23 protein-coding genes and 7 tRNA genes are annotated in these 22154 nt (G+C 71.9%); 11 read left to right on the plus strand and 19 right to left on the minus strand.

Annotation, left to right across the window (positions count from 1 at the left end; all coding sequences use genetic code 11):
- Positions 1-155: 155 nt before the first annotated feature.
- Positions 156-1802 (plus strand): hypothetical protein, encoded by a 1647-nt coding sequence (locus ACWD35_RS03420; protein WP_451349457.1) that lies wholly within the window; start codon positions 156-158, stop codon positions 1800-1802.
- 31 nt (positions 1803-1833) lie between these two features.
- Here ACWD35_RS03420 and ACWD35_RS03425 read toward each other — a convergent pair whose 3' ends face one another.
- From ACWD35_RS03425 to ACWD35_RS03440, 4 genes are all read right to left on the minus strand, one after another.
- A complete protein-coding gene (locus ACWD35_RS03425; RefSeq protein WP_451349458.1) occupies positions 1834-2391 on the minus strand; it encodes an HIT family protein in 558 nt (185 codons plus the stop codon).
- 117 nt (positions 2392-2508) lie between these two features.
- Positions 2509-4485, minus strand: coding sequence for a threonine--tRNA ligase (gene thrS / locus ACWD35_RS03430; protein WP_451349459.1), 1977 nt, complete (start codon positions 4483-4485; stop codon positions 2509-2511).
- A 99-nt stretch (positions 4486-4584) separates the two neighbouring features.
- Entirely contained in the window at positions 4585-5817 is a 1233-nt protein-coding gene (locus tag ACWD35_RS03435; RefSeq protein ID WP_451349460.1) for a hypothetical protein, read from the minus strand.
- The gene (locus ACWD35_RS03440) at positions 5814-6380 is read right to left on the minus strand and encodes a DUF4365 domain-containing protein (RefSeq protein ID WP_451349461.1); all 567 of its coding nucleotides are present in this window, start codon (positions 6378-6380) and stop codon (positions 5814-5816) included. Before ACWD35_RS03440 ends, ACWD35_RS03435 begins: the two co-directional genes overlap by 4 nt.
- A 168-nt stretch (positions 6381-6548) precedes the next feature.
- Here ACWD35_RS03440 and ACWD35_RS03445 point away from each other — a divergent pair, with 168 nt between their 5' ends.
- Positions 6549-7274, plus strand: coding sequence for an exonuclease domain-containing protein (locus ACWD35_RS03445; RefSeq protein WP_451349704.1), 726 nt, complete (start codon positions 6549-6551; stop codon positions 7272-7274).
- A 38-nt stretch (positions 7275-7312) separates the two neighbouring features.
- Here the strand turns inward: ACWD35_RS03445 and ACWD35_RS03450 are convergent.
- From ACWD35_RS03450 to ACWD35_RS03465, 4 genes are all read right to left on the minus strand, one after another.
- Positions 7313-7384 (minus strand) — tRNA-Val (locus ACWD35_RS03450).
- Between the two features lie 39 nt (positions 7385-7423).
- Positions 7424-7879, minus strand: coding sequence for an SRPBCC family protein (locus ACWD35_RS03455; protein ID WP_451349462.1), 456 nt, complete (start codon positions 7877-7879; stop codon positions 7424-7426).
- Positions 7880-8187: 308 nt separating this feature from the next.
- Positions 8188-8259, minus strand: a tRNA-Val gene (locus ACWD35_RS03460).
- Positions 8260-8320: 61 nt separating this feature from the next.
- Complete coding sequence (locus ACWD35_RS03465; RefSeq protein WP_451349463.1) at positions 8321-8785, minus strand: TIGR02611 family protein; 465 nt, start codon at positions 8783-8785, stop codon at positions 8321-8323.
- A gap of 191 nt (positions 8786-8976) precedes the next feature.
- On the opposite strand from ACWD35_RS03465, the gene ACWD35_RS03470 reads away from it, so the two are divergent.
- Together ACWD35_RS03470 and ACWD35_RS03475 are read left to right on the plus strand one after the other, a co-directional pair.
- Positions 8977-9390 carry an SsgA family sporulation/cell division regulator gene (locus ACWD35_RS03470; RefSeq protein WP_004002642.1) on the plus strand — a complete coding sequence of 138 codons (414 nt, stop codon included), beginning with the start codon at positions 8977-8979 and terminating at the stop codon, positions 9388-9390.
- Between the two features lie 311 nt (positions 9391-9701).
- The gene (locus tag ACWD35_RS03475) at positions 9702-10283 is read left to right on the plus strand and encodes a CGNR zinc finger domain-containing protein (protein ID WP_451349464.1); all 582 of its coding nucleotides are present in this window, start codon (positions 9702-9704) and stop codon (positions 10281-10283) included.
- Between the two features lie 83 nt (positions 10284-10366).
- On the opposite strand, the gene ACWD35_RS03480 is transcribed toward ACWD35_RS03475, so the two are convergent.
- Both ACWD35_RS03480 and ACWD35_RS03485 read right to left on the minus strand, forming a co-directional pair.
- A complete protein-coding gene (locus ACWD35_RS03480; RefSeq protein WP_451349465.1) occupies positions 10367-10519 on the minus strand; it encodes a hypothetical protein in 153 nt (50 codons plus the stop codon).
- A 176-nt stretch (positions 10520-10695) separates the two neighbouring features.
- Positions 10696-11136: a hypothetical protein gene (locus ACWD35_RS03485; protein WP_451349466.1), complete on the minus strand. Its 441-nt coding sequence runs from the start codon at positions 11134-11136 to the stop codon at positions 10696-10698.
- A 203-nt stretch (positions 11137-11339) separates the two neighbouring features.
- On the opposite strand from ACWD35_RS03485, the gene ACWD35_RS03490 reads away from it, so the two are divergent.
- Positions 11340-11861, plus strand: coding sequence for a DsbA family protein (locus ACWD35_RS03490; RefSeq protein WP_451349467.1), 522 nt, complete (start codon positions 11340-11342; stop codon positions 11859-11861).
- Positions 11862-11864: 3 nt separating this feature from the next.
- Here ACWD35_RS03490 and ACWD35_RS03495 read toward each other — a convergent pair whose 3' ends face one another.
- The 3 genes from ACWD35_RS03495 to ACWD35_RS03505 are packed head-to-tail and all read right to left on the minus strand — an operon-like array spanning position 11865 to position 14617.
- Positions 11865-12689, minus strand: coding sequence for a GNAT family N-acetyltransferase (locus tag ACWD35_RS03495; RefSeq protein WP_451349468.1), 825 nt, complete (start codon positions 12687-12689; stop codon positions 11865-11867).
- 54 nt (positions 12690-12743) lie between these two features.
- Positions 12744-13565 (minus strand): aminotransferase class IV, encoded by an 822-nt coding sequence (locus ACWD35_RS03500; protein WP_451349469.1) that lies wholly within the window; start codon positions 13563-13565, stop codon positions 12744-12746.
- Complete coding sequence (locus ACWD35_RS03505; protein ID WP_451349470.1) at positions 13562-14617, minus strand: chorismate-binding protein; 1056 nt, start codon at positions 14615-14617, stop codon at positions 13562-13564. The genes ACWD35_RS03500 and ACWD35_RS03505 overlap by 4 nt, the downstream gene beginning before the upstream one ends.
- A gap of 178 nt (positions 14618-14795) precedes the next feature.
- Here ACWD35_RS03505 and ACWD35_RS03510 point away from each other — a divergent pair.
- The 5 genes from ACWD35_RS03510 (at position 14796) to ACWD35_RS03530 (ending at position 15273) form a co-directional block, all read left to right on the plus strand.
- Positions 14796-14868: transfer RNA gene (locus ACWD35_RS03510), tRNA-Gly, on the plus strand.
- Between the two features lie 38 nt (positions 14869-14906).
- Positions 14907-14980 (plus strand) — tRNA-Cys (locus tag ACWD35_RS03515).
- A gap of 1 nt (position 14981) precedes the next feature.
- Positions 14982-15053, plus strand: a tRNA-Val gene (locus ACWD35_RS03520).
- A gap of 47 nt (positions 15054-15100) precedes the next feature.
- Positions 15101-15172 (plus strand) — tRNA-Val (locus tag ACWD35_RS03525).
- A 29-nt stretch (positions 15173-15201) separates the two neighbouring features.
- Positions 15202-15273: transfer RNA gene (locus ACWD35_RS03530), tRNA-Val, on the plus strand.
- Positions 15274-15320: 47 nt separating this feature from the next.
- On the opposite strand, the gene ACWD35_RS03535 is transcribed toward ACWD35_RS03530, so the two are convergent.
- The 4 genes from ACWD35_RS03535 to ACWD35_RS03550 form a co-directional block, all read right to left on the minus strand.
- A complete protein-coding gene (locus tag ACWD35_RS03535) occupies positions 15321-15623 on the minus strand; it encodes a TFIIB-type zinc ribbon-containing protein (protein WP_451349471.1) in 303 nt (100 codons plus the stop codon).
- Between the two features lie 80 nt (positions 15624-15703).
- Positions 15704-16708 (minus strand): phosphotransferase family protein, encoded by a 1005-nt coding sequence (locus ACWD35_RS03540; RefSeq protein ID WP_451349472.1) that lies wholly within the window; start codon positions 16706-16708, stop codon positions 15704-15706.
- The gene (locus ACWD35_RS03545) at positions 16705-17502 is read right to left on the minus strand and encodes a hypothetical protein (RefSeq protein WP_451349473.1); all 798 of its coding nucleotides are present in this window, start codon (positions 17500-17502) and stop codon (positions 16705-16707) included. Before ACWD35_RS03545 ends, ACWD35_RS03540 begins: the two co-directional genes overlap by 4 nt.
- Positions 17503-17674: 172 nt before the next feature.
- The gene (locus ACWD35_RS03550) at positions 17675-17851 is read right to left on the minus strand and encodes a hypothetical protein (protein WP_451349474.1); all 177 of its coding nucleotides are present in this window, start codon (positions 17849-17851) and stop codon (positions 17675-17677) included.
- A gap of 617 nt (positions 17852-18468) precedes the next feature.
- Between ACWD35_RS03550 and ACWD35_RS03555 the strand changes: the two genes are divergently transcribed.
- Complete coding sequence (locus tag ACWD35_RS03555; RefSeq protein ID WP_451349475.1) at positions 18469-19968, plus strand: serine/threonine-protein kinase; 1500 nt, start codon at positions 18469-18471, stop codon at positions 19966-19968.
- Here the strand turns inward: ACWD35_RS03555 and ACWD35_RS03560 are convergent.
- Positions 19935-20753: a TrmH family RNA methyltransferase gene (locus tag ACWD35_RS03560; RefSeq protein WP_451349476.1), complete on the minus strand. Its 819-nt coding sequence runs from the start codon at positions 20751-20753 to the stop codon at positions 19935-19937. The two genes, ACWD35_RS03555 and ACWD35_RS03560, sit on opposite strands and share 34 nt — an antisense overlap.
- Before the next feature lie 88 nt (positions 20754-20841).
- Complete coding sequence (gene cobA / locus ACWD35_RS03565) at positions 20842-22074, minus strand: uroporphyrinogen-III C-methyltransferase (protein ID WP_451349477.1); 1233 nt, start codon at positions 22072-22074, stop codon at positions 20842-20844.
- Positions 22075-22154: the final 80 nt, after the last annotated feature.

A 22154-nucleotide genomic window follows, 5' to 3' on the forward strand; every position in this document is an offset into this window, starting at 1 on the left:
GTGTCGGTGGCGGCGGATACGCTGATCGCCTGATCGCTTCGTGCCGCGACCGGACGGTACAGGCCCGTTTTCGGCACGAAGGCCTGTTCAACAGGTGTGCGGGGCAAGGAAGTCGGGAAGGCCGCAGAAGCGACACGGCGGCGATGGGGGCGGGAATGTCGGTGGGAACGGAGTGGGACGGGCCGCAGGTGCCCGTCGCCGGCGACGGCGGCCAGGCGGCGACCTTCGCGCTGGCTTCGGCGGCCTACCGGGACGACGAGATCGAGGCGATCAAGAAGGCCGACAACGACTGGCACCAGTCGACCGTCAAGCCCGGCCGGATCGCGCTGTTCAAGCCGAAACTCGGCGAGGCCTTCTCGCGGGCCGTCGTCGACCGCCTGCTCGCCCCCGACCGCAAGCCGCTCATCCAGTCCTTCGGCGTCGAACCCCAGGTCGTCGTCGAGCACTGCCTGGCGGCCAACAACATCCGCCGGGAACGCGACAACCTCCTGTCCCTCGTCATGGTGGTGTGCGGGCTGATCTTCCTGCCCGGCCTCGTCGCCTGGCTGCTCGTCTTCCAGCTGCGCACGTACGTCGCCAAGCGCGACGACAAGCGGGCCGGAACGTTCGCCACCGCCCTGCTCCTGGCCGTCGGCGTGGTCGCCGCGCTCTTCCTGCTCAAGATGCCGCTCACCGGATTCTGGGCCTGGTACGCGCGCGGGGCCGTCGTCGCCCCGGTCATCGGCTGGTTCTGGGCCAAGCAGATCTGCGAGCGCACCGCCAAGGACCTGCGGGCCCGCTGGAACGGCCTGCTCTCCGGCAGCACCGTAGGCGCCAAGGTCCCGGAGACCGTGCCGCGCAGCCCCGGCGAGACCGCGGCCGAGGCGCTGCGCCAGTCCCTGGCCCGGCTCAGCGCCGAGCAGCAGTCCAACTCGGTCTTCTACGCCGGCCCCAAGGGCATACTCGGCATGGGCACCCGCTGGGGCGCCTGGCAGCTCGCCGAGGACCTGGTCCCCGCCGACCCCACCCGGGAGATCCACCCCTTCCGCAGCTGGGACGTCATACGCGCGATCCACGACCAGCTGAGCCTGCTGCAGCGCGGCCCGCTGCACACCGGCGGTTTCCCCAAGCCCTCGATACGGCACTGGATCGTCACGCCGATCGGCGAGGGGGCCACGGCGGTGTCCCGGCCCGAGGGCGCGGACGTCGAGGCCTTCCAGATCAAGCCGCACGCGATACAGGACATCTGCAACAAGCAGCAGTTCGGCAGCGGCGACCGGCACTACCTCGGCGTGCAGTGGACGCTGTGGGACGGCCACCTCGTCATCACCATGATGATCACCGTGACCGTGCTGCACGAGACCCTGCGCATCGAGGTCACCGGACACGCGCTGGGCCCGGTGAACCCGCTGTTCAACGGCAAGCCGGAGGCTCCGACCAAGCAGGTCGCCAAGTCGTTCAAGCCCTGGGAGACCCGCACCGTCAAGCTCCCGCTGATCACCACGGACGAGGTGGTACGGCTCGCCGCCCGCGCCCCGCTGACCTGGTACCCGCCGCTGCTCAACTGGCTCGGCGGCACAATCGCCCTGCCCGAGCCGTTCGGCCTGCGGCACGCCTGGGCCGACCAGCCCTGGCGGCACCGCTTCATGGCCGACGACGCGCTGCGCGCGGCCACGCCGGTGCTGCGGGTGGTGCACTCGGCCGCGATCAAGGTCCTGACGGAGAACGGCGTGGACACCGAGAAGTTCGGCTCCCGCTCGGCGTTCCTCAGCGGCCAGGTGCAGGACCCGACGCCGAAGAAAGCCGACCTCTACGACGCGTAGCGGTGCCCCTGGCGGAGGGCACCTGGCTCGCCTACGCGGGCCAGGCCTCCGCCAGCATCTTCCTGGTGTCGGCCAGCAGCTGCGGCAGCACCTTCGTGTGGCCCACCACCGGCATGAAGTTCGTGTCGCCGCCCCAGCGCGGGACGATGTGCTGGTGCAGGTGGGCCGCGATGCCGGCGCCGGCCACCGTGCCCTGGTTCATGCCGATGTTGAAGCCGTGCGCGCCGGACGCGGTGCGCAGGGCCGTCATCGCCTGCTTGGTCAGCTCGGCCAGCTCGGCCGTCTCCGGGCCGGTCAGCTCGGTGTAGTCGGCCACGTGCCGGTACGGCACGGTCATCAGGTGGCCGCCGTTGTACGGGTAGAGGTTGAGCACGGCGTACACGTGCTCGCCACGGCGGACGATCAGCCCGTCCTCGTCGGACTTGGCCGGGATCGAGCAGAAGGGGCAGCCGTCGCCGGCCCCCGGGCCGGTCGGCTTGTTCTCGCCCTGGATGTAGGCCATCCGGTGGGGCGTCCACAGGCGCTGGAACGCGTCCTGCGTCCCCACTCCGATCTGCTGCTCCGGCTCACTCGTCATGCCATGCAGCATATGGCTTCGCCCGTTCGTGGCGTGTCGCCGGGGCGACCGGACGACGATCTCCGGACGCGGGCGGGACGCACGAGGGCCCCCGGGACGCGGTGTCCCGGGGGCCCTGCCGTGCACGGGTCAGACCTGAGCCCGCTCCTCCACGACCTGCGCGATCTTCGCGATGGCCTCGTCGAACGGGATGCCGTTCTCCTGCGAGCCGTCGCGGTAGCGGAAGGAGACCGAGGCGTTCGACATGTCCTCGTCGCCCGCGATGACCATGAAGGGCACCTTCTGCTTCTGGGCGTTGCGGATCTTCTTCTGCATGCGGTCCGAGGAGGAGTCCACCTCGACGCGCAGGCCCTTCTTGCGGGCCGCCGCGGCGAACTTCTCCAGGTACTCGACGTGCGCGTCGCCGATCGGGATGCCGATCGCCTGGACCGGGGCCAGCCACGCCGGGAAGGCGCCCGCGTAGTGCTCCAGCAGCACCGCGAAGAACCGCTCGATGGAGCCGAACAGCGCACGGTGGATCATGACCGGCTGCTGCTTGGAGCCGTCCGGGCCGGTGTACTCCAGGTTGAAGCGCTCCGGCAGGTTGAAGTCGAGCTGGATGGTCGACATCTGCCAGGTGCGGCCGATCGCGTCCTTGGCCTGGACGGAGATCTTCGGACCGTAGAAGGCGGCGCCGCCCGGGTCGGGAACCAGCGGCAGGCCCTGCTTCTCGGCGACCTGGCGCAGCGTCTCGGTCGCCTCTTCCCAGACCTCGTCCGAGCCGACGAACTTCTCCGGGTCCTTCGTCGACAGCTCCAGGTAGAAGTCCGTCAGACCGTAGTCCCGCAGCAGACCCAGGACGAACGTGAGCGTCTTGTCCAGCTCCTCGGACATCTGCTCACGGGTGCAGTAGATGTGCGCGTCGTCCTGCGTGAAGCCCCGCGCGCGGGTCAGGCCGTGCACGACGCCCGACTTCTCGTACCGGTACACGGTGCCGAACTCGAACAGGCGCAGCGGCAGTTCACGGTACGAACGCCCACGCGCGTCGAAGATCAGGTTGTGCATCGGGCAGTTCATGGGCTTGAGGTAGTAGTCCACGCCCTCGTCGAGCTGCATGGGCGGGTACATGCCCTCGGCGTACCAGTCCAGGTGCCCGGACGTCTCGAAGAGCTTCCCCTTCGTCGCGTGCGGGGTGTAGACGAACTCGTAGCCCTCTTCCTCGTGACGGCGGCGCGAGTAGTCCTCCATCACGCGGCGGACGATGCCGCCCTTGGGGTGGAAGACGGCGAGGCCGGAGCCGATCTGCTCGGGGATCGAGAAGAGGTCCAGCTCGGAGCCGAGTTTGCGGTGGTCGCGCTTCTCGGCCTCGGCGAGGAAGTCGAGGTACGCCTTCAGCTCGTCCTTGGACGGCCAGGCGGTGCCGTAGATGCGCTGGAGCATCGGGTTCTTCTCGCTGCCGCGCCAGTAGGCGGCGGCGTTGCGCATCAGCTTGAACGCCGGGATCAGACGGGTGGAGGGCAGGTGGGGGCCTCGGCAGAGGTCCTTCCAGCACAGCTCGCCGGTCTTGGCGTCCAGGTTGTCGTAGATCGTCAGCTCGCCGGCACCGACCTCGACGTCCGCGCCGTCGTCGTGCGACGCCGAGCCCTTGAGACCGATCAGCTCCAGCTTGTACGGCTCGTTCGCCAGCTCCTCGCGGGCGGCCTCGTCGGTCACCACGCGGCGGGCGAACTTCTGCCCGCGCTTCTGGATCTCCTGCATCTTCTTCTCGATGGCCTTGAGATCCTCGGGCGTGAACGGCCGCTCGACGTCGAAGTCGTAGTAGAAGCCGTCCTTGACGGGCGGGCCGATGCCCAGCTTGGCCTCGGGGAAGATCTCCTGCACGGCCTGCGCCATGACGTGCGCGGTCGAGTGGCGCAGGATGCCCAGGCCGTCCTCGGAGGAGATCTCGACCCCCTCGACGGTCTCGCCGTCCTGGACCTCGTACGCGAGGTCCTTCAGCTCGCCGCCCACACGCGCGGCGATGATCGAGCGCTCGCCCGCGAAGAGGTCGGCGGCCGTAGTGCCCGTCGTCACCACGCGTTCTTCCCGCTCGGAATCGCGTTGGATGATCACACGGACGTCTGACACCGGTCTCTCCTGACTGAAGGTGGGATGCGGCGCCATACCAGGAGCGCGCGCACTGGCGATCGTACCGACCCGACGGCACCGACCGCGAAACGGTCACCCTCAGTCCTCGGCCCCGTACGCCTCCCCGCACGCCTCCTCGAAGAAATCCACGTTCTCCTGCAGGGACTTCATCAGCCAGTCCCGCTCCGCCTCGTCCACCTGTACCGGTACGACGCCCGAGGCGCCGGTGAGCCTGCGGAAGCCGCCCCGGCGTTCCAGTCGGCCGTGCACCCGCACCGGGAGGCCGACGAGGTGGGCGTGGCCGGCGATGCGGTAGTCCTCCTCGCCGAGGGTGACGCGGACGTGCGGTATCTCGGCGCCGGCGAGCACCCGGAGCCGTACGGTGCCCTCGCCGCGCGGCGCGGAGCGGCGCATGCGGACCACGGTCCCGGTGATCCGGACCGGCACGGACGGTTCGTCGCGCAGATAGCGGGCGCCGGCCGCGTGCAGCGCGGGCAGGTCGCCGGGGGAGAACTCGACGGGTTCGGCGGGGGCGGCGCAGCCCTCGGGGACACCGGCCGCGGGCGCCCACTCGACGGCGATCCGGGCGCCCTCCGCGCCCCGCACCAGGACACCGATCGCCGCGGTCAGCTCGCGGCTGACGCCCGCCTCGACGGCGCCGTCGAAGGCGTCCATGCCGCCGGTGGCGCGCTGGTAGTCGATGGCCTCGCGGACCGCGTACAGCGCCTGGTGCAGACGGACGGCGAGCGGGCGGCCCGCGTGCACGGGCACGAAGGCGGTGAGTCGGCGGCCCTCGGCGGCGGGGCCGACGAGGACGTTCTCCAGCAGGGCGGCGGCGGGGCGGCGGTGCCGGGCACCGTGGTAGCCGGCCCGCGCGCGGGTGGCGAGGGCGGCGGCGAGCAGCATCTGCCGGGCGGCGCCGCGCAGTTGCTCGTCGACGGTCCAGGGCGCGGCGCCCACGGGTCCGCTCGGGGTGTCGCGCCACCAGCGGACCTCGTCGCTGGGCACGGCGAGGGAGATCAGCACTTCGCGCGCGGAGGGCGTCTCGCTGCGGGCGAGGGCGTCGAGCGCCTCGCCGAGCAGGTCGTCGCTGTCGGGGAAGGAGCGGCTCTCGGGCACCAGCAGGCTGGTGGCGCCGCCGGAGGGTCCGGGCGGGGTCCAGCGGCCGTAGCGCCCGGCCGCTCCCCCGCGGCGCCGCCAGCCGTGCCGGTGCAGCAGGGCGCCGAGCACGGCGGGGTCGACCTCGCCGGGCTCGGGGGGCCGGTTCCAGGGGAGGCCGTCGGGGTGCGGGCGCACCAGCCGCACCGGCTCGTCGTAGGGACGGCTTCTCATGGCCTGCCTCCCGTCCCGACCCGCGTCATGATCTCGCACAGCGCCCGGTCGTCGAAGATGCGTGAGGTCGGTATCCGCACGGTGGTCCGGTGCCGGCCGGTGACGGGGTGGCCGGCGAGGTTGACCCAGTAGCAGCAGTGCCTGAGGTCGAGGCGGTCGTGGCTGGCGCGCAGCCAGTCGCCCTGGGAGCGCGGGACGAGCATGACAACCAGGATCTTGTGCACCGAGACCGGGGTTCGGGCGAGTTTGCGCAGGTGGTCGTTGTCGAGCGTGAAGGAGAAGAAGCGGCCCGGGGGGTTGGGCGCGACCTGGTAGGTGGCCTTCAGCTGAACCTTGATGGTGACCTCGTCGTCGACCGTGTGCCCGGGTGCGCTGTGGCTGACGTGCCAGTCGATGCCGTTGTCCGGGAAGGGCTGGGACAGCGAGCAGCCGGCCGCGGCGGCGACCGCGTGCAGATAGCCGACCTGGAGTGTCTCCATGCACGCGGTGGTGGCGAGCGTGCCGCGAAGGGGGCCCGCGCGTTCGGGCAGCAGCCCGCCCCGCTCGGGCTGCGCTATGGCCATGACCAACAGCCTTCCAAGCAATGAGTTTCCCCGCTGCGGGCCGCTGAACTGCAAAGACCCGTACTCCTGTTGTGTCCTTCCGGCGTACGGCGCAAACGGCCCGGGTATCACCAAACAGGCAGAAGACGGAACGTCATCTGCCGGAGGTGAACGAGGAGTTGGATGGCGATGACGTGCTGGTACGAGGGGCCGCTGGCCGCCTTCGACACGGAGACGACGGGCGTCGACGTCGAGACCGACCGGATCGTGTCGGCCGCCGTCGTCGTCCAGGACGCGCCGGGCACCCGGCCTCGGGTGACCCGCTGGATGGTGAACCCGGGGGTGCCGGTGCCGGAGGCGGCGACGGCGGTGCACGGGCTGACGGAGGAGCAGTTGCAGCACAACGGCCGCTGGCCGGCGCCGGTGATGTACGAGATAGCCGAGCAGCTGGCGGAGCACGCGGCGATGGGCCGGCCGCTGGTGGTGATGAACGCGCCGTTCGATCTCACGCTGCTGGACCGGGAGTTGCGCCGGCACCGGGCGTCCTCGCTGGACCGCTGGTTCGAGGCGAGGCCGCTGCACGTGCTGGATCCACGGGTGCTGGACAAGCACCTCGACCGCTACCGCAAGGGCCGGCGCACACTGACCGACCTGTGCGCCCACTACGACGTGACGCTGGACGGCGCGCACGACGCGGCGGCGGACGCACAGGCCGCGCTGGACGTCGTACGGGCCCTGGGCCGCCGCTTCGCGGCCCGGCTGGAGCGCCTCTCCCCCGCCGAACTGCACACGCTCCAGGCGAACTGGCATGCGGCGCAGGCGCGGGGGCTGCAGGCGTGGTTCGCGCGCAGCGGCTCGGAGGAGACGGTGAGCACGGACTGGCCGCTGCGCCCGGAGCTGTCGACCGCGGCATGAAGAAGGCCGGTCCACTGCTGCGGACCGGCCTTTCCCGGTGGGCGATACTGGGTTCGAACCAGTGACCTCTTCGGTGTGAACGAAGCGCTCTCCCACTGAGCTAATCGCCCGGGAACGCACTGAACCATACAGGTACCGGCGCGCTTCCTTCAAATCCCTCCCGGCGCTTCCAGCCGCCGCAGCAGTCCGCGCCGTCCGGCGCGCATCATCAGCCGGTGGTTGACGCGGAAGACGGGCCGCCCCGGCACGGCCAGCCGTCTGAGCAGCGGCTTGTTGACGTGGACGGCCTGGTCGTAGCGCACGAGCGTCCCCGCCCCCTCGGGCGTGACCGTCCAGCGGGCCCAGCCCTCGATGTCCCCGGACACGGCGATCTCCAGGACGCCGGCGGCCGGATCATGGCGGGTCTCGCGGGCGGTGAAGGTCATGGCGTACGGCAGCACGGAGCGGATGGTGAGGACGCCGGTGCCGTCGTCGCGCCGGGTCACCGACCGTACCTGTGGCCACCAGCGGGGGTAGTCCTCGGGCCGTTCGAGCACCGCGAACACGGCGGCGGGCGGAGCGGGCAGGGACCACAGGGTACGGAAGCGGTAGTGGGTCCAGTCCATGGACAGAGTCTGCCCCCCCACACGGAAGTGATTCAGGCTCAGATTGGCTGCGTGGCCTTGTGAGTTGAGGGCGAGAAGAATTCCTCGCTTGTCGTACTTCCGAAGGAAAGTGACGGCGTTCTGGAAAAGGTCCGGGGGATTTCCGCCGCGCCTGCGTCTGGAACTTCCCCAGAACGATTGGTACGTCTGAAAGTCGGTCTCGACGTAACGGATCGTCACCGCCCCGTTCCCGGAGACCGAGGTGCGGGCACGGGCACGCAAACACCGGCGGCCCGCCTGCTTCTCGCAGACGGGCCGCCGGTTCCGGGTGGGCGATACTGGGTTCGAACCAGTGACCTCTTCGGTGTGAACGAAGCGCTCTCCCACTGAGCTAATCGCCCGGGCGCAGGAAGAACATTACCCCATGTCAGGGGGTGCCCATGACCACTCCGGGGCGCCGGATCACTGGCTCTTGATCTTCCACGGCATCACGATGCCGAACTTCCACACGTAGATCCCGACCAGCACGGCCACGATCACCAGGCCGATCACGGTCAGGGTGATGTTGCGGCGCCGGACCTTGGGGTCGAGGGCCCGCTGGGCCGCCTCCGTGACCTTGCGCCTGGTCCAGCGGAGCACGAGCTGAGCCCAGACGAACTCGGTCGCCCAGATCGCCATGCCCGCGAAGATCACCACCCAGCCGGGTCCCGGCAGCGGCAGCATGACGATGCCGGCGACGACGACCGCGAGACCGACCACGAAGACGCCGACCTGCCAGCTCAGGTGCAGGACCCGGCGGGCCTTGATGAATTCCGGCGCACGGGAGCCGAGCCCTCGCTCCGGCCGCTCCCCGTCCCTCCGCACCTGATCCGCCCTCGCCTGATCCACCACGGCGATCTCGCCCGGATCGTCACTCCCCGTATTCATGCCGACAAACCCTACCGGAGTGAATCCGGTCACTGGAATGGTGGCAGGTCTCGTACGAGTTCTCGGCCGGAAGAGTTACGTAAAGGCACGCAAAACCCTCAGAGGGGTTTACAACGGCACCGTAGGTGGCATGTCGATTTCGCCGACGTGCGAATCCCCGAGCGCACACTGAGCGAAAGGCCCTGGCGCTTATGAACACCACGGTCAGCTGCGAGCTGCACCTGCGCCTCGTTGTGTCGAGCGAGTCCTCCCTGCCTGTCCCCGCAGGCCTGCGGTACGACACGGCCGACCCCTACGCCGTGCACGCCACCTTCCACACCGGTGCCGAGGAGACCGTCGAGTGGGTGTTCGCCCGCGACCTCCTCGCCGAAGGCCTTCACCGGCCGACGGGCACCGGCGACGTCCGCGTCTGGCCATCCCGCAGTCATGGTCAGGGCGTCGTATGCATCGCCCTGAGCTCCCCGGAGGGGGAGGCACTGCTCGAGGCCCCGGCGCGGGCCCTGGAGTCCTTCCTGAAGCGAACCGACGCCGCCGTGCCGCCCGGCACGGAGCACCGGCACTTCGACCTGGATCAGGAGCTCTCGCACATCCTGGCGGAAAGCTAGGCCCGCCCCCAGAACCGCCCGGCGCCGTCCACTCGGGGAGACGGCTCGGGCCAAAACAACCGCATACGGCCCGGACCGGCGTCGTCACCGTGAGCACTCACGGGACGGCGCCGCTCTGGCGTGCCGCCCCGGAGGCCGGTTCCGGTCCCTGCGGCCGGTTCGTGGACCCCTGTCCGGGAACCCTTGTGGGTGCGGAGGCGTCTTACGGGCGATCGCGGATCGGGTGGGCCCGGTGCGGTGGGCGCGGTAGTCGCTACCATCGGCCAGCATCGGCGGGCGCCTGCCCGACCCCCCAGGCCAGGGAGCGAAACGTGCTGATCACCCACGACACCCGGTGCGCCCTCGACACCGTGGTGGATCTGGTGAACACCGCGCCGGAGAACGATGCGGCGGCGGAGGGACTGCCCGATGTCCCGGCTCTCACCGATTTCGTACAAAGGCACAAGATGAGCGATGTCGGGGTGCTCTCGGAGTTCGACCTGTCGGCGGTGCGCAGGGTCCGGGGACGCTTCGCCGCGATCTTCGCCGCCCCGGACGCCCGGTCCGCCGCCGGGTTGATCAACGAGCTGGTCGCCGCGGCGGGCACCACCCCGCGTCTGACGGACCACGACGGCTACGACTGGCATGTGCACTACTTCGCGCCCGGTGCCTCCGTGGCCGACCACCTCGCCGCCGACTGCGGGATGGCCCTCGCCTTCTTCGTGGTGGCCGGGGAGGAGGAGCGGCTGCGCCGCTGCGAGGCACCGGACTGCCGGCGCGCCTTCGTCGACCTCTCCCGCAACCGCTCCCGCCGCTACTGCGACAGCCGCACCTGTGGGAACCGGCTGCACGTGGCCGCCTACCGGGCCCGGCGCAAGGAAGCGACGGAAGCGACGGAAGCGACGACGGGCTGATCCCGCGGCGCTCGCGCCGGTCCGACCGCGGGCATGGGGCGACGCCGGTCCCGGCGGGTGGCGCCGGGACGGACGTGTACGGCTCACAGCAACAGCAGGTCGTGCAGCGCGGCCATGAGGAGCAGACACCCGATCACCGCAAGGAAGATCATCAGCGGTGGCTGGGAAAGGGCGAAGAGGCACCCGCGCGGCTCGTCCTTCGGCGGCGCGGACTCGCTCTGTGTCGTGTCCAGCATCTCGCGGTGATGATGACCCAGGCAGCACCCCGTACGCGATCAACACGCCCGTGAAGTGCGGGAGTTCGCCGAATTCAGCGCTGTCCCGTCCGACTTGCATCGGGTTGTGAACGGTTTCCGTGTACGCGGAGTCGGTCTGTGTCGCTCCGTCCGTCATGCACTCGGCATGTGCCTGGTCATATGCCGTGCTTCTTGAGGATGGCCTCGATGTCGCTGAAGTCCTCGGCGGAGCCCGTGCCGCGCGAAGCGGTGGCGGAGCCCTTCGAACGGCCCCCCGCACCCAGGGAGGGCGCCGAGGCCGCCGAGGCCACCGCCCCGGTCCCGCCGCCGCGGGCAGCCTTGCGCTCGGCTCGGGCGCCCAGGCGCCGGCGCTCGACGGCGCGGGTGCCCGCGAACAGCACCCAGGCCAGGCCGAGGATGCCGAAGCCCGCCCAGGCCGTGGGGCTGAAGGCCTTGTCGGCGACCCAGCCGACGATGCCCGTCATCACCAGGCCGACCGGCACGAGCGCGTAGGCCGCGATGCGGAGGGCGGACAGGAAACGCTTGCGGTAGGCCGTGACCCCCGCGATGCCCAGGCCCGTCGCGGAGACGGCGGAGCAGACGGTCTCGGCAATCATCCGGTCCTCCTGGCGGGCACGGTCTGGTGAGGCGGGGCGCAGGGGTGCGCTTCGTCCCTTCCATCCTGCACCGCCCGGTCCTCGCGATGCCATGCCGCGGCCCGACATCAGGGAGATCTCCGGGTCGTCTCCTCCCGAGGTGCCGGTGGACGCCGTACCGTCCCGATTCGGTCACCGGGGTCCCGCCTGGAAGACTGGTGCGCATGAGCGACTCCTCCCCCGCCCGCGCCGAAGCCCTCGTCCTCGACGTCTGGTGCGAACTCCAGTGCCCCGACTGCCGCAGCGCCCTGGACGACGTCCGAGCCCTGAGGGCCCGCTACGGGGACCGGCTGGAGGTGCGGCTGCGGCACTTCCCGCTGGAGAAGCACAAGCACTCCTTCGCCGCCGCACAGGCCGCCGAGGAGGCGCTGGAGCAGGGGCAGGGCTGGCCCTACGTCGAGGCGGTCCTCGGCCGGGTCGAGGAGCTGGACCGTGAGGGAGAACCCTTCCTGGTCGAGATGGCCCGCGAACTCGGGCTGGACGCCGAGGAGTTCGACACCGCGCTGATCGACGGCCGGCACATCCTGATCGTGGACGCCGACCAGGCCGAGGGCAAGGCGATCGGCGTCACCGGCACGCCGACGTACGTCATCGGCGGCGAACGCCTCGACGGCGGCAAGAGCCAGGAAGGGCTGCGCGAGCGCATCGAGGAGATCGCGGACCGGCTGCTGGCCGAGGGTGCGTGACCCTCAGAGCAGGCCCTTGAACAGGTTGTAGTTCGTCGTCTCGTAGCCAAGGGACTCGTAGAGCCGCTCGGCCGGGGTGTTGTCCGCGAAGACGTGCAGGCCGACGCGGTCCTTGCCGCCCTCGGCCGCCTGGATCTCCGCGAGCAGCATCAGCGTGCGTCCGTGGCCGTGGCCCCGCCAGTCGGCGTAGACCTCGACGTTGAAGACGTACGCGGTCTCGGGCAACAGCCCGACCCACACGGTGCCGACCGGGACGCCCTCCTGCTCCAGGACGCTGATCAGCGTGTTCTCGGTCGCCAGGCCGTCCGGCAGGAGGGTGGCGTGTCCCTGCTCGGCCTTGGCGTGCGCCTCGGCCTCGGGCACGCCCCGCTCGATCATGCTTGCCGCGAAGCGGGCGCCGTCCGAGGCCAGCCAAGGCCCGTACTCGGCCTCGGTCATGGGCCGGGCGGCACTGCCGGCCGGCAGCCGGGGCAGTGCCCCGGCGGACCGCTTGGCCATGTTGCGGCTGCGCAGGACGTACCCCAGCGCGGTGGCGAGCCGGAGGGCTGCCCCGGCGTCGCCGGGAACACTCACCTCGACCCGCTTGCAGCCCCAGCCGCGCAGGACCTCCTCGGCGGCCAGCGTGGCCACCGTGCCGCGGCCCCGCCCGCGGTCCGGTTCCTCGATGCGCAGCTCCGTCACCCGGCCCACGGCCGAGCCGTACTCGGGGTGCGTGGAGAGATGTATCCCGCCCACCGGACGACCGTTCACGCACACCTGGTAGCGGCGCGAACGCGTCCCGTCCGCGTTCTGCTGGAGCGGCTCGGCCGGCCGCAGGGTCGTCGTCATCACGGGTGTTCTACCCGCTCCGGAGCCCCGGGTCAGCCGAATTTCCCGAGTCTGTCAGGGATCCAGGTCCTCCCCGGACCGCTCGTCGAAGATCCGCATCGCCTTGGCGGTCACCGGGCCCGGCGCACCCGGCAGTTCGCGGTCGTCGACCCGGTGCACCGCCTGGACGTCCCGGAGGGTGGAGGTCAGGAAGACCTCGTCGGCCCGCTCCAGGACGTCCAGCGGCAGGTCGGTCTCCTTGGCGCCGGTCCACTCGACGGCCAGGTCGCGGGTGATGCCGGCCAGGCAGCCGGAGGCGACCGGCGGGGTGTGGATCTCGCCGTCCAGGACGACGAAGACGTTCGACCCGGTGCCCTCGCAGAGCTGTCCGATCGTGTTGGCGAACAGCGCCTCGGAGGCGCCGTGTTGGTGGGCGCGGGCGAGGGCGACGACGTTCTCGGCGTACGAGGTGGTCTTCAGGCCGGTGAGGGCGCCGCGCTCGTTGCGGGTCCACGGCACGGTGATCACGGCGGTGGTGTCGGGGCGGCGGGTGGTCTCGCCGAGGGCGACCACGAGGGTCGGCCCGTGCTCGCCGCGGTCGGAACCGAGGGGGCCGTGGCCGCCGGTGTAGGTGATGCGCAGCCGGCCCAGCGGCATCGGGTTGGCCTCCAGGACGGCCGTACAGGCGCGGCGGACCTCGTCGTGGTCGGGGTCGGGCAGGCCGAGGCCCCGGGCCGAGCGGGTCAGCCGGTCCAGGTGGCGGGTGAGCGCGAAGGGCTTGCCGTCCACCGCCTTCACGGTCTCGAAGATGCCGTCGCCCACGGTCAGCCCGTGGTCGAAGACGGAGACGCGGGCGGACTCGATGTCCTGCAGCGCGCCGTCGAGCCAGATCCTCATGAAACTGCCCCTTCGCTCACCTCGTACGCCCCCGACGCTACCGCGAGCAGCCGGGACGCCTTCAGTTCGGTCTCCCGCCACTCCCCCTCGGGGTCGGAGCCCCAGGTGATGCCGGCGCCGGTGCCGAACCTGAGGACGCCTTCCGCGCGGTCGATCCAGAAGGTGCGGATGCCGACGGCCAGCTCGCCGGTGCCCCGGTCGGCGTCGACCCAGCCGATGCCGCCGCAGTACGGCCCGCGCGGGGCGGTCTCCAGGGCGCCGATGATCCTGAGGGCGCTGGACTTGGGGGCGCCGGTGACCGAGCCGGGCGGGAAGGCCGCGGCGAGCAGCTCGGGCCAGCCGGCACCGTCGCGCAGCTCACCGCGGACGGTGGAGACCAGGTGGACCAGGCCGGGGTGCTTCTCCACGGCGCACAGGTCCGGGACGGTCACGCTGCCGGTGGCGCAGACCCGTCCGATGTCGTTGCGGACGAGGTCCACGATCATCACGTTCTCGGCGTAGTCCTTCTCCAGAAGGTCCGCCTCGGTGCGTCCGGTGCCCTTGATGGGGCCGGACTCGACCACCCGCCCGTCCCGGCGCAGGAACAGCTCGGGCGAGGCGGTGGCTATCTCCACGCCGTGCCCGGGCAGCCGGATCGTGCCCGCGTACGGCGCCGGGTTGCCGCGGGCCAGCAGGGCGGTCAGGGCGTCCACGTCGGCGTCGGCCGGGGCGGGCGCGCTGAGGACCCGGCAGAGGTTGGCCTGGTAGACCTCGCCGGCCGCGATGTGCTCGCGGATGCGCCGTACGGCCGCGGTGTACGCGTCACGGTCCAGGGAGGAGGTCCAGTCCGTCACGGCGGGGCCGTGCCAGCCGCCCGGTGCCGGGACGGGCACGGGCTGTTCGCGGACGTCGGCGAAGCGGGCGCAGGTCAGGCGGCCCTCGAAGTCCGCGCAGACGGCCCAGAAGCCGGTGGAGTCCAGGGCGGCGGGATCGCTGGTGACGTCGAGGAGGCCGGTGGCGACACGGTCGCCGAAGCGGGCCAGTGGAGGGAGGCCGGATGGGTGGTGGAGCACGTGGTCGAGTCTAGGTCGGGTGTCCGAAAGGTGGCCCGGGCGTGTCCCCGAGGGGACCCCGACCAGGTCGTCCGCGGAGTGCACCGCAGCACGCTGCGCAAACGCGTTTTTGTACTGGCCCGGGAATCCGCTAGAGTTCAACACGTCGCCGGGACGCGGAAGCGGACCGAAACGACAAGCGGACGTAGCTCAGTTGGTAGAGCGCAACCTTGCCAAGGTTGAGGTCGCGAGTTCGAGCCTCGTCGTCCGCTCGAAGGAAGAAGGGGTCATCCCGATCCCCTACACTCCTGGTGGAGTGGCCGAGAGGCGAGGCAACGGCCTGCAAAGCCGTCTACACGGGTTCAAATCCCGTCTCCACCTCCAAGGACGATTAGCTCAGCGGGAGAGCGCTTCCCTGACACGGAAGAGGTCACTGGTTCAATCCCAGTATCGTCCACTGGATCTTCTCGTAAGATCCATGGGTCTTCTCGGAGATCCCCGCCCGCGCGATTAGCTCAGCGGGAGAGCGCTTCCCTGACACGGAAGAGGTCACTGGTTCAATCCCAGTATCGCGCACTGTCTGTGACCTGCGAGTCACAGCCTGCGGACGATTAGCTCAGCGGGAGAGCGCTTCCCTGACACGGAAGAGGTCACTGGTTCAATCCCAGTATCGTCCACACACCGAAGCCCCCGGTCCTGCGACCGGGGGCTTCTTCGTACCGGCTCAGCTGGAGAACAGCATGTGGCCGAAGCTCTTGTGGCGGTGGTGGCCGCCGTGACCTCCGTAATGACCGCCGTGGTGATCACCACCGTGACCACCGTGCGGGGCGCCCCAGGCAGGGGCGGCCGGGTACGGGGCGGCGGGCGGGGCCGGCGGGACCGGCTTGGTCCACTGGGCCTCCAGCTGGGTCAGCGCCTCCAGCTCGCCGTAGTCGAGGAAGATGCCGCGGCAGCCGCTGCACTGCTCGATCTGGACGCCGTTGCGGTTGTAGGTGTGCATCTGCGCGTGGCACTTCGGACACTGCATGCTCGGCTCAACTCCTCGCCGTGTGGACGTGCTTCGTAGTTCCCCAGGACAGACTCCGTCCGGCCCCGGTCGGTTGCACCCTATCCGGACGAGCCCCGCGTCAACTGGGGCGGTACCGAGGTCATTCGCGCGCAGGCGTCGACCATGGCCTGCTCGACCTCGTCCAGCGGGCGGCCGGCCGCGAGCGCCTTCGTGAGCGCGCGGGCGGCGGTCTGCACGGTGAGCGCGCGGGCCGGGACGTCCAGGGCCGGCCAGGGATCGCCGCCGGCGGGTACGGCCGGGCCGCCGGCCGCGCGGTAGGCGGTCAGGAAGTGGGTCCACTCGTCGGGCGGGAGCAGCCCGCAGGCGTACCAGGCGGCGGGGCGGGCCAGGTCCCAGGCGGGGACGCCGGTGCCGAGGTCGTCCACGTCGATCAGCCGCCAGGGCCCGTCGGGCGCCGGATGGCGGACGAGCTGGCCGAGGTGCAGGTCGCCGTGGCACAGGGCCGCGGGGCCGGGCATGGGCGCCTCGGCACGGGCCCAGGCGGGGAGGGTGGCCCAGGCCCGCAAGACGGGGAGGGCGGCCGGGTGGGGTCCGGGTGCTTCGGCGAGGGCGGCGTCGAGGCGAGCCATCGCGTGGGCGGCCTTCGCCGGGCCGCGCATCGTGGGCAGCGGGGCGGGGACGGGCGTGCGGTGGAGGCGGGCGAGGAGGGTGGCCGCCGCTTCCCAGGGGGCCGCGTCCGGGTCGTCGGGGTCCACGGGGGCGCCGTAGGGCCAGAGGGTCACCTGGCGGTCGTGCAGCGGGGCGGGGGCGGTGGCGAGCGGCGGCAGCAGGACGTCCGGGAGGCGGGCGGCCGTCGCGAGGCGCTGGGCCAGTTCGGTGGGGTCGGTGCCGGGGGCGTGGGCCTTCGCGACGGTGCCGGCGTGCCGGACGACGGTGGCGTCCGGGCGGTCGGCGAGGGTGATGTCCGGGCGGCCGGCGACGGTGGCGGGTGGCGTGTCGCAGGCGCAGGGGGCCTCCCCCGCGCCGGGGTGGGCGGCGGCTCTGGCCGTGGCGGTGAGCGCGGGGACGAGGGCGCGGCTCTCCGGGGGCGGGGAGGGCCTCACAGGGGGAGCACCGGCCGGGTGGAACAGTCCTCGAAGAGGTCCTCGCCGTCGGGGCCGTAGACGAACTCCGCCGTGTGCGGGTTGCGGTTGGCAGTGGCCAGGGGCAGCCATCCCAGCAGGCTGCCGTAGCCGCCGCACACCGACTCGCCGCCGTCTCCCCCGTGCACCGCGCCGGTGTCGCTGGTCAGCTCCGAGCGGTAGGTGTCGTAGGCGATGCGCAGGCCGAAGGCGTTCGGGGTGCTCTGCGGGCCGGTGGGGTCGGTGTAGGGGACACGGTCCAGGGGGCAGGTGTCGCCCCAGCGGAACAGGGTGCCGGCGCCGGCGCCACAGGCGTGCTCCCACTCGTCGGAGGTCGGCATGCGCAGGCCGCGCGCCGCGAGGACCGCCGGCATGGCGGCGGACGGCTCGGTGAGGCCCTCGTCCGTGACGGCCATCAGCACCGTGTCCAGGACGACGCTGCGGCGGGGGCTGAGCAACTGGGCGAGGTGCGCCCGCAGGTCCGCGTCGAAGCCGAAGCCCGCCGCCACGCTCTCGGCGTAGTCGGCGGTCTGCTCGGGCGTCGGCCGCCAGGCGTCCGGGTCGAAGCCGAGGGACACCGGGCCGCCGGGTATCAGGGCGAACTCCTGACCGTCGCGCTCGATCCGGACCCGGTGCAGCGGGGCACCGAGATGCTCGGTGGTCTCGAACGCGCTCACCCGGCCGTTCACCAGGTCCGCCGCCTGACGGGCGACACCGCGGGCGGTCGCGTCGTCGAGGGACCGCCATCGGCCGAGCGTGAGATCAGCGAGGGACATGGGCGCAGTGTGGCACGGGGGTACGACAACGCCCTACCGGAGAACGGCGTAATGCCGGCGCAGCTCCCCAGCTGCGCCGGCATCATGTGCCGTCCGCCGCACCCCCGTCCCCACGGGGTTTCCTGGGTGGATGTCCCCGCCCGGACCGCTCTTCCGGGCCTGGGGTCGCCGCTCAGCGCCCCAGCATCGCACCCACGGACGACGCCTGTGTGGCCACCGTCTCCCAGCCGTCGAAGACGACGAGGAGCAGGGCCGCCAGGGGAAGGGCCATGAGCGTCGCCACCAAGGGGTGGCGACGGCCCGTCCGGTGCGGGCGGTGCGCCGTGCGCCGCGGTGCCGGGTGGGCCATGGTCCCTCTCCTGACCGTTTTGGTGTTGTCGTCTGCAGCGGCGGATGTCTGACCTCGGGGGACGAGTGCTGCACCCGCCGCTTGGCCTCAAATCTAGGCGCGCGGCCCACACGGGACGTCATGCCTTCGTACCGAATGGCGGGCCTCCCGGAGGATGAGCCGTACGCCGCCGAGTACTCCCCTGGGTGGAGACCCTGGCTCCGGTCTCGGGGTCTTCCCGGAGGGGTCGCCGCTTGTGTCCGGCCATGTCGGAAGCGTCCTCGGAAGCGTCCGAGGGGCCGGACGGAGTGACTTCGGTCACTTCACGTGGCATCGGGAGGTCCGCCGGGTCCGCCCGGCCGGTGCCCCGGCCTCGCACCCCCGCGCCCGCGCACGGCACCTCCGCGACGGCCGCCGCTTCCGGCGTACGGCGACCCGGCACCGGTCCAACCCCCCTGCCCGGTCGGCCGGTTGATGTCGCCGTCGGCTCAAAGAGTGCGCCGGGCAAGGTCTCCTGACCGCGCCTCACATCGTCGGCCCGGCGCCGACAATCCATCGGTGCGAGAGGGCGCGGCCTCTGCGCGCAGGCGGCCGTGGAAACGTAAGCTGAGCCCCGTCACAGGGACCGGGCAGCGGGGATGAACATGGCGATGATGCGCCTGAGGCGCGAGGACCCGCGCGTCGTCGGCTCGTTCAGGCTTCACCGACGGCTCGGCGCGGGCGGGATGGGCGTGGTCTATCTCGGCTCCGACAAGAAGGGGCAGCGGGTCGCGCTGAAGGTGATCCGGCCCGATCTCGCCGAGGACCAGGAGTTCCGGTCGCGGTTCGCGCGCGAGGTCTCGGCGGCCCGGCGCATCCGGGGCGGCTGCACGGCCCGGCTGGTGGCGGCCGATCTGGAGGCCGAGCGGCCCTGGTTCGCCACCCAGTACGTCCCTGGTCCCTCCCTGCACGACAAGGTCGCCGACGAGGGTCCGCTCGGCGCGGCCCACACGGCGGCGGTCGGTGCGGCCCTGTCCGAGGGACTCGTCGCCGTCCACGAGGCCGGTGTCGTCCACCGGGACCTGAAGCCCTCCAACATCCTGCTGTCCCCCAAGGGGCCGCGGATCATCGACTTCGGCATCGCCTGGGCCACCGGCGCCTCCACGCTCACGCACGTCGGTACGGCGGTCGGCTCCCCCGGCTTCCTGGCGCCCGAGCAGGTGCGCGGCGCCGCGGTCACCCCGGCGACGGACGTCTTCTCGCTGGGTGCGACCCTCGCCTACGCCTCCACCGGTGACTCGCCCTTCGGGCACGGCAGTTCCGAGGTGATGCTGTACCGCGTGGTGCACGAGGAGCCGCACCTGGAGGGCGTGCCGGACGCGCTCGCTCCGCTCGTCCGGGCGTGCCTGGCGAAGGACCCCGAGGAGCGGCCCAGCACCCTTCAACTGTCGCTGCGGCTCAAGGAGATCGCGGCGCGCGAGGCCCAGGGCCTGACCGACGTACGACCGCCCGGGCCGCGCGCGGCGGAGGCGGACCGGCCCACCGGGCGGCTCGTCGACACCTACCCCGAGCAGCAGCGCACCCAGCGGCGGACCCAGCCGGGCACGCCGGTGCCGCGGGGCGGCACACCGTCCCGGGGCGGTGGGCCCGCGCGGGGCGGCAGCGCGGCACGGAGCGAGGGTGTCGCCTCGCGCGGCGGGAGCGCTTCGCGCGGCAGTGGTGTCGCCTCCCGGCCGGGCACGGCACGCCCGACCCCGGCCCCGCGCGGCGGCGGCCCGCGCTCCGGCAGCGGCAGCCGGCCCGTTCCGCGCAGCGGTGCCGGGCGGCCGGCGTCGCGTACGACGGGGACGGGACGGACGGGAACGGGACGGACGGGAGCGGGACGGACAGGAGCGGGGCGGCGGCCGGCCAATCCTCGGCTGCTGCGTCAACGGCTGTTCGTGTTCGTGGTGGTGACCCTGCTCGTGGCGCTCGGCATCGCGCTGGCGCAGGGCTGTCAGGGTCCGGCGCGCGGGCTGGGCGGCGACGGCGTACAGCGGCAGCAGCACGCACAGCCGGCACGACCGGCACAGCCCTCGGCTCTCGGGACCGGGCTCTCAGGACCGGGCTCTCGGGGATCCGGCTCTCAGGACTCCGGCCGTCCCGTGGCCACCGCGTAGAAGGCCACGGCAGCCGCCGCGCCCACGTTGAGCGAGTCGACGCCGTGGGCCATCGGGATGCGGACCCATTCGTCGGCGGCGACCAGGGCCTGGGTGGACAGCCCGTCGCCCTCGGCACCGAGCATGAGCGCCACCCGGTCCATCCGGTGCGGGGCGGCCTCGTCCAGGCTGCGGGCCTTCTCGTCCGGGGTCAGCGCGAGCAGGGTGAAGCCCGCCTCGCGGACCGAGTCCAGGCCCTTGGGCCAGGTCTCCAGGCGGGCGTAGGGCACGGCGAAGACCGCGCCCATCGAGACCTTCACGCTGCGCCGGTAGAGGGGGTCCGCGCAGTCCGGGGACAGCAGCACCGCGTCCATGCCGAGGGCCGCCGCCGAACGGAAGATCGCGCCGATGTTGGTGTGGTCGTTGACCGACTCCATGACCGCGACCCGGCGGGCGGAGCGCAGCAGTTCGGCCGCCGTCGGCAGCGGCTTGCGCTGCATGGAGGCGAGGGCGCCGCGGTGCACGTGGTAGCCGGTGACCTGCTCGGCGAGTTCCGGACTCACGGCGTACACGGGGGCCGGCAGTTCGTCGATGACGTCGCGCATGACGTCGATCCACTTGGCCGAGAGCAGCATGGAGCGCATCTCGTAGCCTGCGTCCTTGGCCCGTCGGATGACCTTCTCGCCCTCGGCGATGAACAGGCCCTCGGCGGGCTCGCGCTTGCGGCGCAGCTCGACGTCGGTCAGGCCCGTGTAGTCGCGCAGGCGCGGGTCGTCGGGATCCTCAATGGTGATGAGATCGGCCACAGGGTGATACTGCCTTGTCCTGGGTGTGGTGCCAACGGCTGGGTAGGGGTGCGTTACCCCGGGTTACGCGTGATCAAGCCACACGTGCTCAAGACAAGGATGCCGGACCGACACCGACGACCTCGCCGATCACGATGACAGCCGGCGGCTTCACGTCCTCGGCCTTCACGGTCTCCGCCACGGTGGCGAGGGTCGCGTCCACCCGGCGCTGCGCGGCCGTCGTGCCCTCCTGGACCAGGGCGACCGGGGTCTCGGGGGCCTTGCCGTGCGCGACGAGCGTCTCGGCGATCTTCCCGATCTTGTCGACGCCCATCAGGATCACGAGCGTGCCGGTGAGCTTGGCAAGCGACGGCCAGTCGACCAGGGAGCGCTCGTCGTCGGGGGCCACATGGCCGCTGACCACGGTGAACTCGTGGGCGACACCGCGGTGGGTGACCGGGATGCCGGCCGCGCCGGGCACCGAGATCGAGCTGGAGATGCCGGGGACGACCGTGCACGGGATGCCGGCCTCGGCGAGCGCCTGGACCTCCTCCATTCCCCGGCCGAAGACGAACGGATCGCCGCCCTTGAGCCGGACGACGGACTTGCCCTGCCTGGCGTGCTCGATCAGCGCGTTGTTGATGGCCTCCTGGGCCATGAACCGGCCGTACGGGATCTTCGCCGCGTCGATCACCTCGACGTGCGGCGGGAGTTCGGCGAGCAGGTCGCGCGGGCCGAGCCGGTCGGCGATGACGACGTCGGCCTCGGCGAGCAGCCGCCGCCCGCGCACGGTGATCAGGTCCGGGTCGCCGGGGCCGCCGCCGACCAGGGCCACGCCGGGCGTGCGGGTGCGGTGGTGCGGGGCGACGAGGGTGCCGTCGCGCAGCCCCTCCACGACCGCGTCCCGGATCGCAGCGGTGTGCCGCGGGTCCCGGCCGCGCGCCTCCGTGGTCAGCACGGCCACGGTGACGCCCTCGCTGTGGCCGGTGGCAGGGGTCCAGGCCGTCGCCAGGTCGGCGTCGTCGGAGCGCACGCACCAGACGCGGTGCCGCTCGGCCTCGGCGGAGGCGGCGGTGTTGGCCTCGGGGTCGCTGGTGGCGATGAGGGCGTACCAGGCGTCGGCGAGGTCGCCGTCCGTGTACGGGCGCCTGATCCAGGTGATCTCGCCCGAGTCCGCCATGGCCTCGACCGAGGGGGTCGCCTCGGGAGAGACGAGGACGACGTCCGCACCGGCCGCGATGAGCGCGGGAAGGCGGCGCTGGGCGACCTGGCCACCGCCGAGGACGACCACACGGCGGCCGGAGAGACGGAGACCTACGGGGTACGCGGGGTGTTCGGCCATGAGGGACGGCTCCTCGTGCAGGGCGGTGCGGTGGGCACGCTGCGGCGTCGGAGCGGCCCTGACGTGCGGATTTTAGCTGT

It is taken from the genome of Streptomyces sp. NPDC002671 (assembly GCF_053592475.1).

What these genes read in the sequence shown, in the direction of transcription:
- ACWD35_RS03420 (WP_451349457.1), top strand. Translation starts at nt 156, where the DNA reads ATGTCGGTGGGAACGGAGTGGGACGGGCCGCAGGTGCCCGTCGCCGGC.
- ACWD35_RS03425 (WP_451349458.1), bottom strand. Translation starts at nt 2,391, where the DNA reads ATGCTGCATGGCATGACGAGTGAGCCGGAGCAGCAGATCGGAGTGGGG.
- ACWD35_RS03435 (WP_451349460.1), bottom strand. Translation starts at nt 5,817, where the DNA reads ATGAGAAGCCGTCCCTACGACGAGCCGGTGCGGCTGGTGCGCCCGCAC.
- ACWD35_RS03440 (WP_451349461.1), bottom strand. Translation starts at nt 6,380, where the DNA reads ATGGCCATAGCGCAGCCCGAGCGGGGCGGGCTGCTGCCCGAACGCGCG.
- ACWD35_RS03445 (WP_451349704.1), top strand. Translation starts at nt 6,549, where the DNA reads ATGACGTGCTGGTACGAGGGGCCGCTGGCCGCCTTCGACACGGAGACG.
- ACWD35_RS03455 (WP_451349462.1), bottom strand. Translation starts at nt 7,879, where the DNA reads ATGGACTGGACCCACTACCGCTTCCGTACCCTGTGGTCCCTGCCCGCT.
- ACWD35_RS03465 (WP_451349463.1), bottom strand. Translation starts at nt 8,785, where the DNA reads ATGAATACGGGGAGTGACGATCCGGGCGAGATCGCCGTGGTGGATCAG.
- ACWD35_RS03470 (WP_004002642.1), top strand. Translation starts at nt 8,977, where the DNA reads ATGAACACCACGGTCAGCTGCGAGCTGCACCTGCGCCTCGTTGTGTCG.
- ACWD35_RS03480 (WP_451349465.1), bottom strand. Translation starts at nt 10,519, where the DNA reads ATGCTGGACACGACACAGAGCGAGTCCGCGCCGCCGAAGGACGAGCCG.
- ACWD35_RS03485 (WP_451349466.1), bottom strand. Translation starts at nt 11,136, where the DNA reads ATGATTGCCGAGACCGTCTGCTCCGCCGTCTCCGCGACGGGCCTGGGC.
- ACWD35_RS03490 (WP_451349467.1), top strand. Translation starts at nt 11,340, where the DNA reads ATGAGCGACTCCTCCCCCGCCCGCGCCGAAGCCCTCGTCCTCGACGTC.
- ACWD35_RS03495 (WP_451349468.1), bottom strand. Translation starts at nt 12,689, where the DNA reads ATGACGACGACCCTGCGGCCGGCCGAGCCGCTCCAGCAGAACGCGGAC.
- ACWD35_RS03500 (WP_451349469.1), bottom strand. Translation starts at nt 13,565, where the DNA reads ATGAGGATCTGGCTCGACGGCGCGCTGCAGGACATCGAGTCCGCCCGC.
- ACWD35_RS03535 (WP_451349471.1), bottom strand. Translation starts at nt 15,623, where the DNA reads ATGCAGTGTCCGAAGTGCCACGCGCAGATGCACACCTACAACCGCAAC.
- ACWD35_RS03545 (WP_451349473.1), bottom strand. Translation starts at nt 17,502, where the DNA reads ATGTCCCTCGCTGATCTCACGCTCGGCCGATGGCGGTCCCTCGACGAC.
- ACWD35_RS03550 (WP_451349474.1), bottom strand. Translation starts at nt 17,851, where the DNA reads ATGGCCCACCCGGCACCGCGGCGCACGGCGCACCGCCCGCACCGGACG.
- ACWD35_RS03555 (WP_451349475.1), top strand. Translation starts at nt 18,469, where the DNA reads ATGAACATGGCGATGATGCGCCTGAGGCGCGAGGACCCGCGCGTCGTC.
- cobA (WP_451349477.1), bottom strand. Translation starts at nt 22,074, where the DNA reads ATGGCCGAACACCCCGCGTACCCCGTAGGTCTCCGTCTCTCCGGCCGC.